Raw genomic sequence first — 16,208 nt, 5'->3', positions numbered from 1 at the left:
TTTAGAGAGTTTTTAGAAATCAAGCATAAGGAATAGTACAATTCGCTAATTGATTAATGTAGTAGATTTTCGCTGTAATGTGTATAAAATTTTAATACTTTATAAAACAGAATTATCAAAAAATATTGACATTTAAGTTTTAATTTTTTATATTTTTACTAATATATTTCCGTTTATCGGAATATATTTCCGTATAACGGAAAAAGGGGGTGGAGTAGATTTCTTGTCTTATGTAGCAAGTTTCTACTTTTGAAGTGTTGATTTTACGAATGTAAAGGGGAGAGAGAATGGCAAATCTACAAGAAGAAAATAATAATTTAGAAGAGCCTAAAATGAAAGGTATTAATGCGTTTGTTTTAATGTTTATCATTATTTTAGTAATGAGCGCGCTTACCTATATTATTCCTGCCGGTCAGTACGATCGAGTAGATAATAATGGGCGGATGGTTGTCGATCCAGAATCATTTCACTATATCGATTCTAGTCCAGTTGGTTTTCTTCAAATATTTAATAGTGTCCATTTAGGGTTGCTAGAAGGTGCCTCCATTATTTTATTTGTATTTTTATTTGGTGGTGCGCTTGGTATTATGCAAAAAACAGGAGCTATTGATTCATTTATTAAAGTAATGGCTTCTAAGTTTGGTAAGAAGGAGTACGTGTTAATTCCTATTCTTATATTAATTTTTGGTAGTTTAGGAACGTTAATTGGTTCTGCTGAGGATACGTTAGTCTATATTGCGATTATTATCCCGCTAACGATGGCTCTTGGAATGGACGCCATTACAGGATTTGCGATTGTTATGCTAGGGACATTAGCCACTGGATTTACATCGGGAATTACCAATCCGTTTAATATTGGGGTTGCTCAAACGATTGCTGAATTGCCTATGTACTCAGGTATGTCTTATAGAATTATCGTATTTTTCGTCTTTTATCTATTAACGGTTATTTATATTATTAGGCATGCTAAAAAAGTAAAAAATGATCCGTCTAAAGGAATTTACGGGAAATTTAAGCCAGAGGAAAGTGTTGCAATCGACTTAGATTTTAAAATGAGTGGACGCCACTTTTTAGCATTACTTGTGTTATTAGCGAATTTTGTCGCATTAATCGTTGGCGTTATTAAATTTCAATGGTATATCAGTGAAATTGGTGGCGTGTTCTTATTAAGTAGTATTATTATGTCGATCATTTGTAAAATGAGCCCGAATAAAATGGCTGAAGGCTTTATTTCAGGCGCTCGAGATATGGTTGAGGGTGCTTTAATCATCGGATTCGCCCAAACGATTTTAGTTATTACGACAGCTGGTGGTTTGATTGATACAATATTACATTTTGTAGCGAATGCTGTAAGTGTACTACCTGCTTCTATTAATGCGGTGGGCATGTTCTTACTACAGCTGTGCTTGAATTTCTTAGTGCCTTCAGGAAGTGGACAAGCGGCTTTAACAATGCCAATTATGACACCGTTAGCAGATTTAATTGGTGTATCAAGACAGACGGCCGTATTGGCTTTCCAGTTTGGAGACGGTATTTCCAACATGGTTATTCCTACGAGTGGTGTGTTGTTAGCAGGTTTAGCAATCGCAGGTATTCCATTTTCTAAATGGTTTAAATGGGTGTTCCCATACTTCGCTATTCAAACAGGCTTAGCTATAATTTTATTAATTATTGCGCACGTTATGAATTACGGGCCATTTTAACTTAGTAGAATGATAGGAGGATTTGCAAATGATTGAAACGACTGATTTAAAACAACAGGTTATTGCTTGGAGACAGCATTTACATATGCATCCAGAGTTGTCCCATCAAGAATATCAAACAGCGCAATATATTTATGATCAATTAATCACATTTCCACATTTAGAAGTGCAACGCTTAACTGAAACAAGCGTTTGTGCATTTTTAAGAGGGACGAAGACAGATGGTCAGGGTCATACAATTTTATTGCGAGCGGATATCGACGCATTGCCGATTGAAGAAGAGACTGATCTACCCTTTAAATCAAAAAATCCAGGGGTTATGCACGCTTGTGGCCATGATGCACACCCAGCGATGTTGTTGGGAGCTGCAAAAGCATTAGCAGAGCGGGGAACGGACTTTCATGGTGAAATTCGCTTCGTTTTCCAACATGCCGAGGAAGTAACACCAGGGGGAGCTGCTCAACTCGTTTCTTTAGGTATTGCAGATAATGTGGATTATGCATTTGCCCTACATGTCAGCCCTGATTATCCAGTTGGTCAATTTGCTATGAAGGACGGAAAATTTACAGCAGCTGCAGATGATTTTGAAATTAAACTTTATGGACGTGGTAGCCATGCATCTATGCCTGAAGTAGCTATCGATCCATTATTAATAGGTTCTGAAATTGTTGTGGCACTGCAAACCATCGTGTCACGTAAAGTACCAAGTATTCATGCGCCTGTTTTAACGGTTGCAAAATTCCATTGTGGCACAGCGTTAAATATTATTGCGGACACGGCAGAGCTTGGCGGTACGATTCGTTCGCTAGATGCGACAGTGCGTGTTGAGGCTCGTCAGCATTTGGAGAAGATTGTGAATGGTATAGCGTCCATGCATGGAGCGAACGTGGAGATTAAGTGGGAGCTTGGTTGTCCTTCTGTTACGAATGATAAGGAGCTTACGGCTTTATCACGTCGTATTGCGTCTGAAATTGTTGGAGTAGAGGGTGTGCAAGAATTACCTGCTCCAATGTTCGGCACAGAAGATTTTGCCGATTTTTCGGAAGCTGTCCCTTCTTCTATGCAGTTTATAGGGGTACATAACGAAGATTTCGGTGAAGCTTATCCTTTACATCATCCGCGCTTTAAAATTGATGAGGATGCCCTTATTTACGGCGTACGCTATTTTGAAAATATCGCACGGACTTTATGTCCATAAAAGAACCCCCGCCTTGTTGGCGGGGGTTTTTACTATAGTGCCGTTTATTCTGTTGCGTTCCGCTGAATTACAGTGGTGAGCTTCTATCGGCGATTGAGGTGAGTTTACCAGCGATTGTAGGACTTCTATCGGCGATTATGGAAAGTTTACCAGCGATTGTAGGACTTCTATCAGCGATTCCCTTAGTTTCACTCGTAGGATGTAACTATGCATTTTTTTGCTTTGATAGAAGCGACTTTCAAAGTTCTTCACGTATATTGTTGATTGGAGCGAAGGGCTGGCGACTCCTGCGGGAACAGCACAGAACGTAAGACGCAACGAGCGGCGCGCTAGCGACGGTTGCGGCTTACGGTGTGCCCGCGGAAAGCGCCAGTCCGCAGCGGAAATCAGTGGCAGTAATCATCAATATATATTTTAACTACGTCAGTTTTTGAAGAAGCAAACATCATTGCCTTCACCTCACAATTACTATAATAGTAGACAGTGAAATTTTTGTGTTCAGTGGATTTAAGCGAAGGGCTGGTGACTCCTGCGGGAACAGCACAGAACGTAAGACGCAACGAGCGGCGCGCTAGCGACGGTTGCGGCTTACGGTGTGCCCACGGAAAGCGCCAGTCCGTAGCGTAAATCAACGGCAGTAATCATCTGCAAAGAAAAACGCCCACCTAGTTAGGTGAGCGTTTTTCTCTTATTGCGTATTATTTTGTATAGTTATCGAAATAACCTTGAATGTAGATCATTGGTGTTCCTTTATCGCCTGAGCCTGAAGTTAGGTCAGAAAGAGAACCGATTAAGTCTGTTAAGCGACGAGGTGTTGTACCTTGAGCGGCCATTTGACCAGTTAAGTCCTCATCTTTATTTTGAATATATTCAGAGATAGCGGCTTTTAATTCTTCTCCACGAAGATCAGCAAAGTCATTATCTGCTAAGTATTTTAATTTTACTTCATTCGGAGTACCATCTAGGCCAGCAGTGAAGGCAGGAGATACAACTGGGTCAGCTAGCTCCCAAATTTTACCCACTGGATCTTTAAATGCGCCATCGCCATAAACCATTACTTCTACTGTTTTACCAGTAGCTTCTTTGATTTTTGCTTGGATGCCATCAACGATTGGCTGGCAAGTATGTGGGAATAGTTTTACACTTTCTTCAGTCGCTTTGTTTGAACCAAGTAGACCATATTCAGCATTGAAGCCTGAACCATTTACAGATACAGCTAAAATATTATCTAATGAGAATACTTTTTCAGCACCGTTCGCCGTTAAAATACGTTTTGTACGGAAGCGAGTGTGAATATCACAAGTTAAAACGCTTTTTGTATAGTCTAAAATTGTTTTTGGGTTGTTTGAGAAGATTACTTCACAAGCAGCACCTTCAGCTTCGATTAATTCTTTGTAGTATTCGATATAATCCACACCAGTAAATGTGTGTTTTTTATAACCGAAGTGTTCGCGGAATTCAGCTTCTGTTAATGTATCAGTCCAAGGGTTGATGCCTTTAACATCTAATTCATCGATATCAACTAAGTGGTTACCAACTTCATCAGATGGGTAGCTTAGCATTAATACAACTTTTTTAACACCTTTGGCAATACCACGTAAGCAGTTTGCAAAGCGGTTACGGCTTAAAATTGGGAAAATTACACCAACAGTATCGTCGCCAAATTTAGCAGCTACGTCCGCTGCAATGTCATCGATTGATGCATAGTTACCTTGAGCACGAGCTACAACTGATTCTGTTACTGTAACAATATCACGATCTTCAATTGAATAGCCTTCCACTTTAGCAGCGTTTAACACTGTATCGACCACGATTTGTTCGATGTTATCGCCTTCGTTAATGATTGGACCACGAAGACCTCTTACAACTGTACCAATTACACGTTCCAAAATAATCTCTCCTCATAAATAGCTATATGTTAATTTTTAATGATAGGAATAAAATCAATATGATTTTACTATACGCTTAGTTAATGATATAAGTAAAATTAATAGTTCGTATAATAGCTATAAGGAGTACTTATATGATTGGGAAATTAGATTTATATCGTGTCTTTAGTGTTGTTGCTAAAAATAGTAGCTTCTCTAGGGCGGCTAAAGATTTATTTATGACACAACCAGCAGTGAGCCAAGCTATGATGCAATTAGAAAAAGAACTTGGTACACGACTTTTCAACCGTACACCTAAGGGTGTCACATTAACGACAGAGGGGAAACTACTGTATGAATATACAAACTCAGCATTAGGTCTTTTAGATGCTGGTGAGGAAAAGCTTCTGGAATTTAAAAACTTAACGACTGGTCAGTTAAAAATAGGGGTAGGGGATACGATTTCGCGCTTTTTTTTAATGCCATATTTGGAGGCTTTTCATACGATGTACCCGAATATTAAGCTACAGATGCTAAATGGTACGACCTCTGAAATATGCAATTTTATTAAATCAGGTGAAGTGGATGTAGGGCTTTGTAATTTCCCACTGGAAGATGTCAGCCTACAATTAACAGTGTGCACGGAAATACAAGATATTTTCGTATGTGGAGAGAAATATAAAACATTGCAATCAAAGCGCTTAAGCTATGAAGATTTATTAAAGTTTCCCCTTATTTTTCTAGAGAAAAAATCAAACTCAAGAAACTATGTAGAAAATTATTTAATGGGGCAAGGTATACAAATTGCACCGGAGTTTGAACTCGGCTCACATGATCTCGTGCTTGAATTTGCACGTAGTAATTTAGGAATAGCATGTGTAACGAAAGAATTTTCTATGGACTATTTACAGCGTGGGCTTCTTTACGAGTTGCCATTGACGGAGAGTATTCCTACTCGTAGTATTGGTATGTGTTATTTAAAAAGTGTGCCATTGTCTCGTGCAGCTACGAAGTTTGTAGAAATTATTGAGCGTAAACAGGCTCGGAAAGCGATAAACCCTAGACCATTGAAATAAGCTTAGCGACTAAATCATAGTCTGCTAAGCTTTTTATGTTTCTTTTTTCTTCGTAATAAATTCAATAAGGGCTTCTACATTGCGCTTATTTTTCATTGTAGGCGAGTGCAAATAGGAAAAAGTCCGTATAAAACGTTGTTCTACAAGCGGCAAAATGGCAATATCGCCATTTTTGATGTCTCTTTCAATCACACTACCGGACAATAATGACAGGCCAAGCCCTTCAATCACACTTTCCTTTACGCCTTGGTTGCTACTAATTGTTAGTAGTGAATGGACTTGAAGACCATTTGTTCGAAATAGATGGTCTAAATAATTACGCGTGCCTGAGCCAACTTCACGTGCTACCCATTTTTGTCGTTGCAATTGTGAAATAGTAATAGATGATTGCTTTGCAAGGGTGTGGTTACTTGCACTAACAATAAATAATTCATCTTGCATAAAAGGTTGAATGATTAACTCATTGTCACGTGCTTGCCCTTCAATAAGCCCAATATCTACTTGTAAGAGCTTAGTAATTTGAATAATTTCATCGGTATTGCCAATAATAACTTGAAGCTCTAATTGAGGAAATTGTTGTTGAAGTTTCGACAGAATGGATGGCAAAATATTTTCTCCAATCGTAAAGCTTGCACCAATAACGAGCGTCCCTTGAATCGAGTGATGATAGGCTAAAATATCTTCCTTTGCAGCCTCTGCTATCGCCATTATTTGCTTTGCGCGTTTATATAATATTTCGCCAGTTGGTGTAATTTGCACAGCTTTTGGCGAGCGAATAAATAAAGTTGTTTGCAACGCTTGTTCAAGGTTTTTAATATGTAGGCTCACACTAGGTTGAGAAATATGTAAAATTTCTGAGGCTTTCGTAAAGTTTTTGACTTCAACTAAAGTAACGAAAGTTTTTAACGCATCGTACTGCATCATACCACCCCTATAATTAGAAATATTAATGATAGTAATTATATATATGTATTTTACTAATGATTACCTTTTTTATAAAGTAATAATCATAAAGAATGAAAGAAGTGGACAGCATGGATCAACAACAAGGGATTAAAAAATTCCTAGCGCCACCATTTATAAAGGGGATTATATTGACGTTAGGACTTGCCTTAGTGGCAAAGTATATTTCAACATTTCCTTTCTTTTCAATATTAGGGCAGCTAGTAATAGCTATTATTTTAGGTATGGCGTGGAGAGCGGCGTTTAGTGTACCTACTGCATGGCAAACGGGGATATCTTTTTCAAGTAAAAAACTATTACGATTAGGTATTATTTTGCTCGGGATGCGCTTGAATTTAGCAGATATTTATCATGCAGGGGCGAGTGTTTTTCTGATTGCATTTATTAATTTAGTGTTTGCACTATTTGTCGTGTACGGCTTAACGAAATTGTTTCATGTCGATACAAAGCTCGGCATTTTAACAGCGTGCGGAACAGCGATTTGTGGAGCTGCGGCTGTCGTGGCGATTGCGCCTCAAATTAAAGCCAATGAAAAAGAGACAGCAGTAGGTGCAGCGATTGTCGCATTGCTTGGAACGCTATTTACACTTGTTTATACAGTGCTGTACTCGATATTTGGTTTAACACCAACGCAATATGGTATTTTTGCTGGAGGGACTTTGCATGAAATAGCGCATGTGATTGCGGCTGCGTCAGCAGGTGGAGATGAAGCTGTTGATATGGCGGTCATCGTAAAATTAACGCGCGTCGCATTGCTAGTACCAGTGGCAATCATAATTGGTATTATGTATCAAAGAAGAGATAAAGACCAAGGAAATAAAGCATTTTCTCTATCTATTATCCCTTGGTTTATTCTCGGGTTTTTAGTAATGAGCGGTATTAATTCACTAGGTATTGTGCCACCAGCAGTTGCGCAAACATTTGTGAACTGTGCATATATTCTAATTGCTATGGCGATGGCGGGCTTAGGATTGAATGTAGAAATTAAAACGTTTAAGCAATTGGGCATTAAAGCATTTATCGCAGGGCTAATCGGCTCCATATGTTTATCAGTTGTCGGCTACATTTTAGTAGTCGTGTTCCAATAAATAAATTGTGTGAGTGCCTGGCACTTGTTCTTGGTACTTGCCCTTCTAAAACGTAACAATCCACTGCATTTTCCGCGGGCATAACATAAGCCACAACCCTCGTTGTCGCGCGGTTTGTTGCGGCTTATGTTGCGTGTGTTCCCGCAGAAGTTAACATGGATTTTTAATTCGTTGATTGGTTAGAATATTCAAAATTGTGTGAGTGCCTGGCACTTTGTATAGAAAAAACCATGCATATTTGTAGAAATATGCATGGTTTTTTAGATAGAATCAGAAGATAAATAGGTTTACAATTCGTTATTATTGCTGTGCTTCAATAGAAGAAGCTAATTCAGCAATAACAATTTTACTGCCGATAATTGGGCTATTCTCAGGTTTAGCGCCTTCAGATCCAGGCTCAGGACGTTGGTGAGCTGCCGCAAAAGCATCGCTATTACGCCAAGCTTGGAAATGTTCCTTCGATTCCCAGTACATATTGACGCTCATTTCGTCATATGTAGGATCATCAGTCGAGATCAGTACCTCTACTTTATGAAAGCCCTCGAACTGTTGTAGAGGACCTGGTTTCGTAAAGTTTGGTGCCATTTTTGCTGCGAAACCAGGCTTTACTTGAATACGATTTGTAACAATAATCATACTATTACCCCCTAATCATTTTAATGAAAATAAAACTACAATCGAATGAATTATCAATGATTATCATTCGCAATCAATGATAAGTGCCACAGGAAGTCATTGTCAACAGAATTGCAAAGGAAAATGACAATTTAAGCGAACATAAATGTTTTTGTACATATTTAAATATATCCATAAGGTAGCTGTCGAGGTTTTGTGATGGATAGCGTTAGCAATCTGTTGGCGATTATACATAATAGAGCTACCATTTAAACATTTGCTGACATTTAGTTGACATAAATAGAGGCTATAATAAAAACCAAAAATGCCGGTGTCGGGGTGGAAAAGTCATGACAAAAATTTTAGTGGTGGAAGATGAGTATGCAATTAGCCAAGTATTGAAAGCCTATTTGCAAAAGGTTGGCTATGAAGTGGTGCAGTGCTTTACTGGTGGTCGGGCACTCGAGCTGTTTATGGAGCATCAGCCCGATTTAGTGTTATTAGATATTATGTTACCTGAAAAAAACGGCTGGACGATTTTACGCGAAATTCGCAATGAGAGTGCTTGTCCAGTTATTATGCTAACGGCGTTAGGGGATGTAAATTACCGTCTAGAAGGTTTCGATCAAGGAGCAGATGATTATATCCCTAAACCATTTATAGCTGATGAAGTAGTGGCACGTGTAAAAGCTGTTTTAAGACGTGCAAAAAGCAATCAGCATTCTTCATTAAAGAAGCGATTCGGTCAGCTGGAAATTGATATGCAGGCACATCAAGTTTTTCTGAATGGTCAAGAAATCGTATTAACACCGCGAGACTTATCGGTGCTCTTATTTTTAGCAGAACATCCCAATCAAACATTTACGCGAGATCAACTTATTGAACATGTGTGGGGTTGGGAGTATGAGGGAAGCGATCGCGCTGTTGATTTAGCGGTTAAGCGATTGAGGAAAGCACTTATAGACTGGGATGAAGCAGAAGGAGAGATTAAAACTTTACGTGGATTGGGGTATCAGTTAAGTGTTCAAAAAAAATAAGCGCATCTCCTTACTCAATTATTGGACGAGCCGATATTTACTAACACTTTTTATAGGGCTAGCCATTATATCGTTTATTTCCGCTAGTTGGATTCGGCACACTGCCTTAGAGAATCGGCTTGAGCTGATGAATTTTATAGCGCAAGAGACCGTTTATCGTTTGACGGATACAACGGGTATAAACAATGCGCCTACTGATGGATTACCAGGTTTTATTGGGAATCGAGAACGATTTAGTATGAGAGAAATTGATCCAATTTTATATGTAGTCGATGTAAAAGGTAATGTTTTAACAACTAATCGGCCGATGCCACCGGGAAGTACTGAAAATGTCGCCAACTTATTAAATGATGAAGAAGGTACGAAGAAAATTGTGCTCGTATCGGATGGCAAAAAGACGGTTAACTATGTAGTGAAAAAGAAAATTGAAAAAGACAATACGGTAGTCGGATGGGTGCTGGTGCTAGAAAAAAAGGAAAACTTGACGAAAGTTCAGCAAGCATATGGTCAGCTCGCCCTACTTATCTGTACACTTGCTGTCCTTGGATGGGGAGCCATTTATTTTTTATCGAAACGCTTAGTACGTCCAATTAAGCAAGTAGCTGAAGCTGCTAAACAAGTACAAGAAGGCAACTATGCATTTGATTTACCTCAAAATAATAAAGAACAGGAAGTATTCGAGCTTGTTACGTCTTTTAAAGAAATGGCCAACAAGCTAGAACAATTAGAGAGGACGCGCACCGAGCTACTTGCAGGTGTGACGCACGAGCTAAAAACGCCCGTTACGTCCATTAGTGGGTTATTGCAAGCGGTAAGAGATGGAGTAGTAACGGGGAAAGATGCCGAAGAATTTATTCAAATGGCATTACTAGAAACGACGAAAATGAAAACGATGGTTGGTGATTTATTAGCGTTCAATAGTTTTGCAGTGGACGCTATCCCTGTAAAGCTTGTAGCGGTAAATGTTAACCATCTAGTGCGAGATGCTGTCGCACAATGGGAAGTGTTAGATGATGAGCAAAATGTTCGATTGGAAGTACACTATCTACCAGAGCCAGTCAATGTGCAGGCTGACATTGTTCGTATACAGCAAGTTTTCACAAACCTTCTAACCAATGCAAAGCAAGCGATGCAGGAAGGCTGTGTGACGATTACATTAAAGCATAAGCGGGATCGCGTCATAATTGCCGTACAGGATACGGGCAACGGCATATCACAAGAAGATCAAGCATTTATTTTTGAACGATTTTATAGAGGTGAAAATAAAAAGTACGCGGTTCGAGGGTTAGGGTTAGGGTTACCGTTAAGTAAAATGATGGCTCAATCCATTGGCGGTGATTTACGTTTAGTTGAAAGTAATGAATCAGGAACATGCTTTGAAATAACATTGTTAAAAGCTACTACGCTGTAAAGGCGTGGTAGCTTTTTTGCTGTGAAAAGAGAGAGCAGTTTGTAAAGGTATTATGAAGCTTCCTCAATGTATTTGTAAAAATTTTTGCATGAATTGTAATGCTGACATCTGACTGACACATAAGGTCTATATAGTAAGGAATGTAAACGAGGAAATAAACGAAAGGATGTTATAGAGAATGGCTATATATTCAAGGTTTATCAAGATAATTGCTGTTCCGGCTGCATTCACGATGCTGTTAGTGGGCTGTGGTGACAGTACTGATTATGTAGCAACAGTGGACGGTGAAAAAATTCTTCAGACAGAGTTAGATGAAGCGTTGCGCAGTCAATATGGAGCAGAAATGCTAAATACGCTAATCGACAATAAAATAATTGAGCTTGAGGCCAAAAAAGAGGATATTACGGTATCAGATGACGCTATTAAAGCGGAATATGATGAACTAGTAGAGTCATATGGCGGCGAAGATGCGTTGCAGGAAACACTTGATGCAAATGGTCTAACGAAAGACAGTGTCCAAGATAATATTCGTATGTACCTACTGACGAAAAACGTTATCGCAAATAGTATTGATATTTCCGATGAGGAATTAAAACAATACTTCGAAGAAAATAAGGATGACTACGGTCAACAGGAACAAGTTGCTGCAAGCCATATTTTCCTTGAAGATGAAGCAACTGCAAAAGAGGTTGAAGCGAAGTTAAAAGCGGGTGAAGATTTTGCAGAGCTAGCTAAGACGTATTCAATAGATACGGATACGAGTGAAGACGGTGGGGATTTAGGTTATATTAGCCGCGGTCAAATGGACGAGCAGTTTGAAGAAGCAGCATTCGCGCTTGAAAAAGATGAAGTTAGCGGTGTGGTACAGTCTGCAGAAGGCTATCACATTATAAAAGTGACTGGTAAAGTGCCTGCTGAAGAAGCTGTGTTTGAAGATGTCAAAGATGAAGTTTATGAAACCTTATTGGAATCACGTATCAATGAAGAATATTCGACTTGGTTAACCGAGAAACAAGAGCAATACAAAATTACAAAGAAATAGTAGGAAGGAGAATACAGCATGCCTAAACTAACATCTTTCAACCCAAATGGTCGCAAGGAAATTAAACAGGCAATCTCTTATCCAGACTACGCACTCTTAAAAAGTAAAGTCCAGCATTTGATGAAGCTAGATCACAATGCAGGTCCGGATGGGAAATATTTAATTCGCAGCACATACTTCGATAATTTTGCTAACAAAGTATTGAATGAAAAAAAAGAAGGCTTTATTAATCGAGATAAATACCGAGTTCGTATTTATGGGAAATCAGCTGCTTTAGTGAATTTAGAGCGCAAAAGTAAGCGCAATAATTTAACGTTTAAAACGAAGTGTGTGATTTCGCAATCGGAGTACGAAAAAATGCGGATTGGGGACATTGATTGGATGGAAAAAGATGACCGTGTGTTAATACGGGAATTATTTCATGAGATGAAATATCACCAAATTAAGCCGACAACGGTAGTCGATTATGAGCGTGAAGCGTATATTTACCCCTACGGCAATGTACGTGTAACGTTCGATAGTAAAGTGCAGTCAAGCCTGCGTAATACAGATATGTTCAATAAAAATCTACCGATGGTGGATGTACTTGAACCGAACCTCGTTATTTTAGAAGTTAAATACGATGAGTATTTGCCGGATATTATTAAATATTTACTACAATCAGTGGATACACGTGCTGAAGCCTATTCCAAATACCAGCTTAGTCGTATGCATGTATAAGAAGGAGAAATGAAAAATGGATAATATGAATTTTAGTGATATTTTTAAATCGAATTTTCTAGAGAAAACAACATCATTCTCATTAACAGATTCAATCATTGGACTAGTTGTTGCTTTCTTTGTCGGGCTATTTATTTACGCAGTATATAAGAAAACCTTTAATGGTGTGATTTATTCGCACTCGTTTAATATTTCGTTACTCATTATGACGATGGCAACATCGCTCGTTATTATGGGGATTAGTTCTAACGTCTTGTTGTCACTTGGTATGGTAGGTGCGTTATCAATTGTTCGTTTCCGTACACCGATTAAAGACCCTATGGATTTAGTGTATATTTTCTGGGCAATCGTATCAGGTATTCTTTGTGGCGCAGGATTCATTCCACTTGTCATTATTGGCGCTATTTTAATTGGTTTAGTGCTACTAGTATTAGTCAATAAAATTACAATTGAAAATCCTTACTTATTAATTGTGAAATTTGAAGAAGATGTAGCTTGTGAAGAAGTGGAGCAAATTATTGCTGCACAGTCTAAAAAGTATGCTTTAAAATCGAAATCAATTATTCAAAATGATGAAATCGAAACAACGTATGAAATTCGCGTCAAGCAAAATGATACAAAGTTTATGGACAATTTAACAAACGTACCTGGTGTCAAATCAGCCATTATGCTTAGCTACGATGGTAACTTCACAGCATAATGAAAATGAACAATAGTTTTCTAACAACGAGCAAGAGAGGTGCAGTCAATGATTAAAAATCGAATTGTCTATACTAGTATGGCGATTCTCCTCCTACTCTTTGGCGTGATGGTTGCTGTGCTTCCAAGCTTAGGCATTGAAACAAAAAATACGGAATTTTCCTATGAGACTCTTGTGTTTAATAAAAGCAAAGTAACGACTGTTGATATTGAAATACCACAAGAGGATTGGGAGGACATGCTAGAAAACGCAGCTGATGAGGAGCTAAAGCAAGCCGATGTTACAATTAACGGCAAGAAAGTAGAAAATGTAGCGATTCGTACAAAAGGAAATTTATCGCTACGTTCTGTTGTGAATAGTGACTCCGATCGGTATAGTTTGAAAATCGATTTTGACTACTATGATGACAACCAAAGCTTATACGGCTTGAAGAAATTAAATTTAAACAACAATTACAGTGATTCAACGTTAATGCGCGAATATCTATCGTATGAGTTAATGGAAAAAATGGGCTTACCGACACCAGCTCACTCTTATATGTATGTGACGGTTAATGGAGAAGAACGGGGCTTATATCTAGGGGTAGAAGCGGTCGATGAAACATTTTTAGCGAATAATTACGGCTCCAATGATGGATTTTTATTTAAACCAGACGGTACAGGCAGTGATTTGAAATATATTAGTGATAATATTGACGACTATACCGGTATTGGTTTAAAAACGAATGAAGATAATATTGATAACTCGAAGTTAATTGAAATGCTTGATGCCATCAATAACGGTGGAGATATCGAAAAATATCTTGATGTCGATGAAATGCTTCGCTACTTCGCTGTCAATACGGCGCTAGTCAATCTAGATAGCTACCAGGGGAATATGAAGCACAACTACTATTTGTATGAGAATAAAGGTGTATTTTCTATTATACCGTGGGATTATAATATGTCATTCGGCGGCTTCGGTGTTGGCGGTGGCGGAATGGGTGGCGGCAATCCAAATCAAATGCGTGGAAATGCTGATAAGAACTTATCCGCAGATGAGACGGAAGACAACGCAAATACAGCAGCAACAAAGCAACCACAAAGCGGTCAGCCAAACGGTGAACAACCTCGAGAAGGCAATGGTGAACTTCCTCAAAATGGGCAACCAAATGGCGAGCAAGCACAAGAGGGGCAGTCAAACGGGGACAAGTCACAAGAAGGACAAGCAAACGCCAATCGCAATAAAGGTGGCTTTGATATGGGAGGCGGAATGTCTGGAGATTTAATGGCAGATAGTGCAATTAACTTTAGCATCACGACACCGGTATCTGGGACAACTTTAGAAGAGCGCCCGCTATTAAATGCCTTATTGTCTAATGAAACATATCGTGCAAAGTATGAAAGTTATTTAGAAGAACTCGCAACGACTTATTTAACGGAAGATTATATACAGTCGATTACAAACAATTTGGCGACGCTACTAACAAGCTATGAGGAAGCAGACCCGACAAAATTCTATACAACTGAGCAGTTTTTAGAAGGTGTGGCAGGAGACAACAGTCTACCTGAATTTGCTAAACAACGTTCTGAATCTATCTTAAAGCAACTGTCAGGTGAACTTGTTATCGAAACAAGTGCAACTGCACAAGGCAATGTAGACATGCCAAATGGCAACAAAAATGATGAAGCCAATGGCAACCCGATGCAAATGCCTGACAATTTTGACCCAAGTCAATTACCAGAAGACTTTGACCCAAGTCAATTACCAGAAGACTTCGACCCATCGCAAATGCCTGAAGGTGGTATGGGCAATGGACAAGGTGGAGGAGCAAATGGCGGTCCTATGCAACGGCCAGATGGCATGGGAGGCCCTAACCAAGGGAATGGACAAACTGTTCAAGAAACAGGAATCGATAAAAGTACCGTGGTAACAGCAACTACGTCGTTTTCATTTTTAATAGCTGCACTGCTCTTCGTCTTTAGATTTAACCGAAGAGGACGGTAAAAAAAGTGCCAGGCACCCAAACGATTAAGAATATTCTGTTAAATAAAAATAACCTATCCAAAACTTTTGGATAGGTTGTTTGCTTTTTTCCGTGATAAAATAAAGCATTCTTTTTTCGAGGAGTACTTACAGGATGAATGAACATCAATTTGATAAACTTTTGCACATTAATACGATCGGCGAACAATATGGATTTCCTAAACTTGCGCATTACCATCGATACGAGCCAACGCCCTATGCGGGATTAGAACAGCTCTTTTCCCAATACGAAATGCCTGAAAATCCCGTATTCATTGATATGGGCTGTGGAAAAGGGCGGGTCCCTATTTATATTCATCATAAATTTCACATTCCGACAATCGGCGTAGAAATGGATGCAGGTTTTTATGCAGAGGCCGAGCATAATAAGGAAAGCTATTGTCGAAAACATGGCTCCCCAAACGCCATTTCATTTGTTCATACAATAGCAGAAAACTACAAAATCATGCCGTGTGATAATGTCTTTTTCTTTTTTAATCCATTCTCCATTAATATATTTCGTACGGTCATTCACCATATTTGGGAGTCGTTTGAGCAAAATATGCGTGATATTCACATTATTTTATATTATCCTCCGTATGATTATTTGCAGTTTTTACATCATGGTACACCTTTTGAGTTGATACATGAGGTGCATTTAGAAAATGAAACAAATATTAATGAACGTCTTTGTGTATTTGCTTTAAAAAAGGCTTAACTTTCAGTGGGGGTGATATTCGTTCAAGAAGCTCCTTTTCCGCAGGCGCGGTGTTCTAAGCTAGA

14 protein-coding genes are annotated in these 16,208 nt (G+C 38.7%); 11 read left to right on the top strand and 3 right to left on the bottom strand.

Features of this window, described 5'->3' with window-relative positions:
• The first annotated feature begins 287 nt into the window (after positions 1-287).
• Both ACKVEV_RS16445 and ACKVEV_RS16440 read left to right on the top strand, forming a co-directional pair.
• Positions 288-1,703: a YfcC family protein gene (locus tag ACKVEV_RS16445; RefSeq protein ID WP_409367368.1), complete on the top strand. Its 1,416-nt coding sequence runs from the start codon at positions 288-290 to the stop codon at positions 1,701-1,703.
• 28 nt (positions 1,704-1,731) lie between these two features.
• A complete protein-coding gene (locus ACKVEV_RS16440) occupies positions 1,732-2,901 on the top strand; it encodes a M20 family metallopeptidase (protein WP_409367367.1) in 1,170 nt (389 codons plus the stop codon).
• A 698-nt stretch (positions 2,902-3,599) separates the two neighbouring features.
• On the opposite strand, the gene ACKVEV_RS16435 is transcribed toward ACKVEV_RS16440, so the two are convergent.
• Positions 3,600-4,790 carry a coenzyme F420-0:L-glutamate ligase gene (locus tag ACKVEV_RS16435; protein ID WP_409367366.1) on the bottom strand — a complete coding sequence of 397 codons (1,191 nt, stop codon included), beginning with the start codon at positions 4,788-4,790 and terminating at the stop codon, positions 3,600-3,602.
• A gap of 134 nt (positions 4,791-4,924) precedes the next feature.
• Between ACKVEV_RS16435 and ACKVEV_RS16430 the strand changes: the two genes are divergently transcribed.
• Positions 4,925-5,845 (top strand): LysR family transcriptional regulator, encoded by a 921-nt coding sequence (locus ACKVEV_RS16430; protein ID WP_409367365.1) that lies wholly within the window; start codon positions 4,925-4,927, stop codon positions 5,843-5,845.
• 33 nt (positions 5,846-5,878) lie between these two features.
• Here the strand turns inward: ACKVEV_RS16430 and ACKVEV_RS16425 are convergent, their stop codons facing one another.
• On the bottom strand, positions 5,879-6,766 hold the full coding sequence (locus ACKVEV_RS16425; RefSeq protein WP_409370576.1) for a LysR family transcriptional regulator: 888 nt from the start codon (positions 6,764-6,766) through the stop codon (positions 5,879-5,881).
• 113 nt (positions 6,767-6,879) lie between these two features.
• Between ACKVEV_RS16425 and ACKVEV_RS16420 the strand changes: the two genes are divergently transcribed.
• Positions 6,880-7,896, top strand: coding sequence for a YeiH family protein (locus tag ACKVEV_RS16420; protein ID WP_409367364.1), 1,017 nt, complete (start codon positions 6,880-6,882; stop codon positions 7,894-7,896).
• Positions 7,897-8,196: 300 nt separating this feature from the next.
• Here the strand turns inward: ACKVEV_RS16420 and ACKVEV_RS16415 are convergent, their stop codons facing one another.
• Positions 8,197-8,532, bottom strand: a complete 336-nt coding sequence (locus tag ACKVEV_RS16415; RefSeq protein WP_409367363.1) for a heme oxygenase — start codon at positions 8,530-8,532, stop codon at positions 8,197-8,199.
• Between the two features lie 329 nt (positions 8,533-8,861).
• On the opposite strand from ACKVEV_RS16415, the gene ACKVEV_RS16410 reads away from it, so the two are divergent.
• The 7 genes from ACKVEV_RS16410 (at position 8,862) to ACKVEV_RS16380 (ending at position 16,143) form a co-directional block, all read left to right on the top strand.
• Positions 8,862-9,548 (top strand): response regulator transcription factor, encoded by a 687-nt coding sequence (locus tag ACKVEV_RS16410; protein ID WP_409367362.1) that lies wholly within the window; start codon positions 8,862-8,864, stop codon positions 9,546-9,548.
• Entirely contained in the window at positions 9,532-10,959 is a 1,428-nt protein-coding gene (locus ACKVEV_RS16405) for an ATP-binding protein (protein ID WP_409367361.1), read from the top strand. The genes ACKVEV_RS16410 and ACKVEV_RS16405 overlap by 17 nt, the downstream gene beginning before the upstream one ends.
• Positions 10,960-11,137: 178 nt before the next feature.
• Positions 11,138-12,001, top strand: a complete 864-nt coding sequence (locus ACKVEV_RS16400) for a peptidyl-prolyl cis-trans isomerase (RefSeq protein WP_409367360.1) — start codon at positions 11,138-11,140, stop codon at positions 11,999-12,001.
• A gap of 18 nt (positions 12,002-12,019) precedes the next feature.
• Positions 12,020-12,721: a polyphosphate polymerase domain-containing protein gene (locus tag ACKVEV_RS16395; RefSeq protein WP_409367359.1), complete on the top strand. Its 702-nt coding sequence runs from the start codon at positions 12,020-12,022 to the stop codon at positions 12,719-12,721.
• 16 nt (positions 12,722-12,737) lie between these two features.
• Positions 12,738-13,421: a DUF4956 domain-containing protein gene (locus ACKVEV_RS16390; protein WP_409367358.1), complete on the top strand. Its 684-nt coding sequence runs from the start codon at positions 12,738-12,740 to the stop codon at positions 13,419-13,421.
• Positions 13,422-13,469: 48 nt separating this feature from the next.
• Positions 13,470-15,407 carry a CotH kinase family protein gene (locus ACKVEV_RS16385; RefSeq protein ID WP_409367357.1) on the top strand — a complete coding sequence of 646 codons (1,938 nt, stop codon included), beginning with the start codon at positions 13,470-13,472 and terminating at the stop codon, positions 15,405-15,407.
• Between the two features lie 133 nt (positions 15,408-15,540).
• Positions 15,541-16,143, top strand: coding sequence for a class I SAM-dependent methyltransferase (locus tag ACKVEV_RS16380; RefSeq protein ID WP_409367356.1), 603 nt, complete (start codon positions 15,541-15,543; stop codon positions 16,141-16,143).
• The last annotated feature ends 65 nt before the right edge of the window (positions 16,144-16,208 follow it).

Source organism: Lysinibacillus sp. 38-6 (assembly GCF_046245175.1).
GTDB lineage: Bacteria > Bacillota > Bacilli > Bacillales_A > Planococcaceae > Lysinibacillus.
The sequence above is the reverse complement of the archived record's forward strand: the minus strand, read 5'-3'. Positions and strand labels throughout refer to the sequence as shown.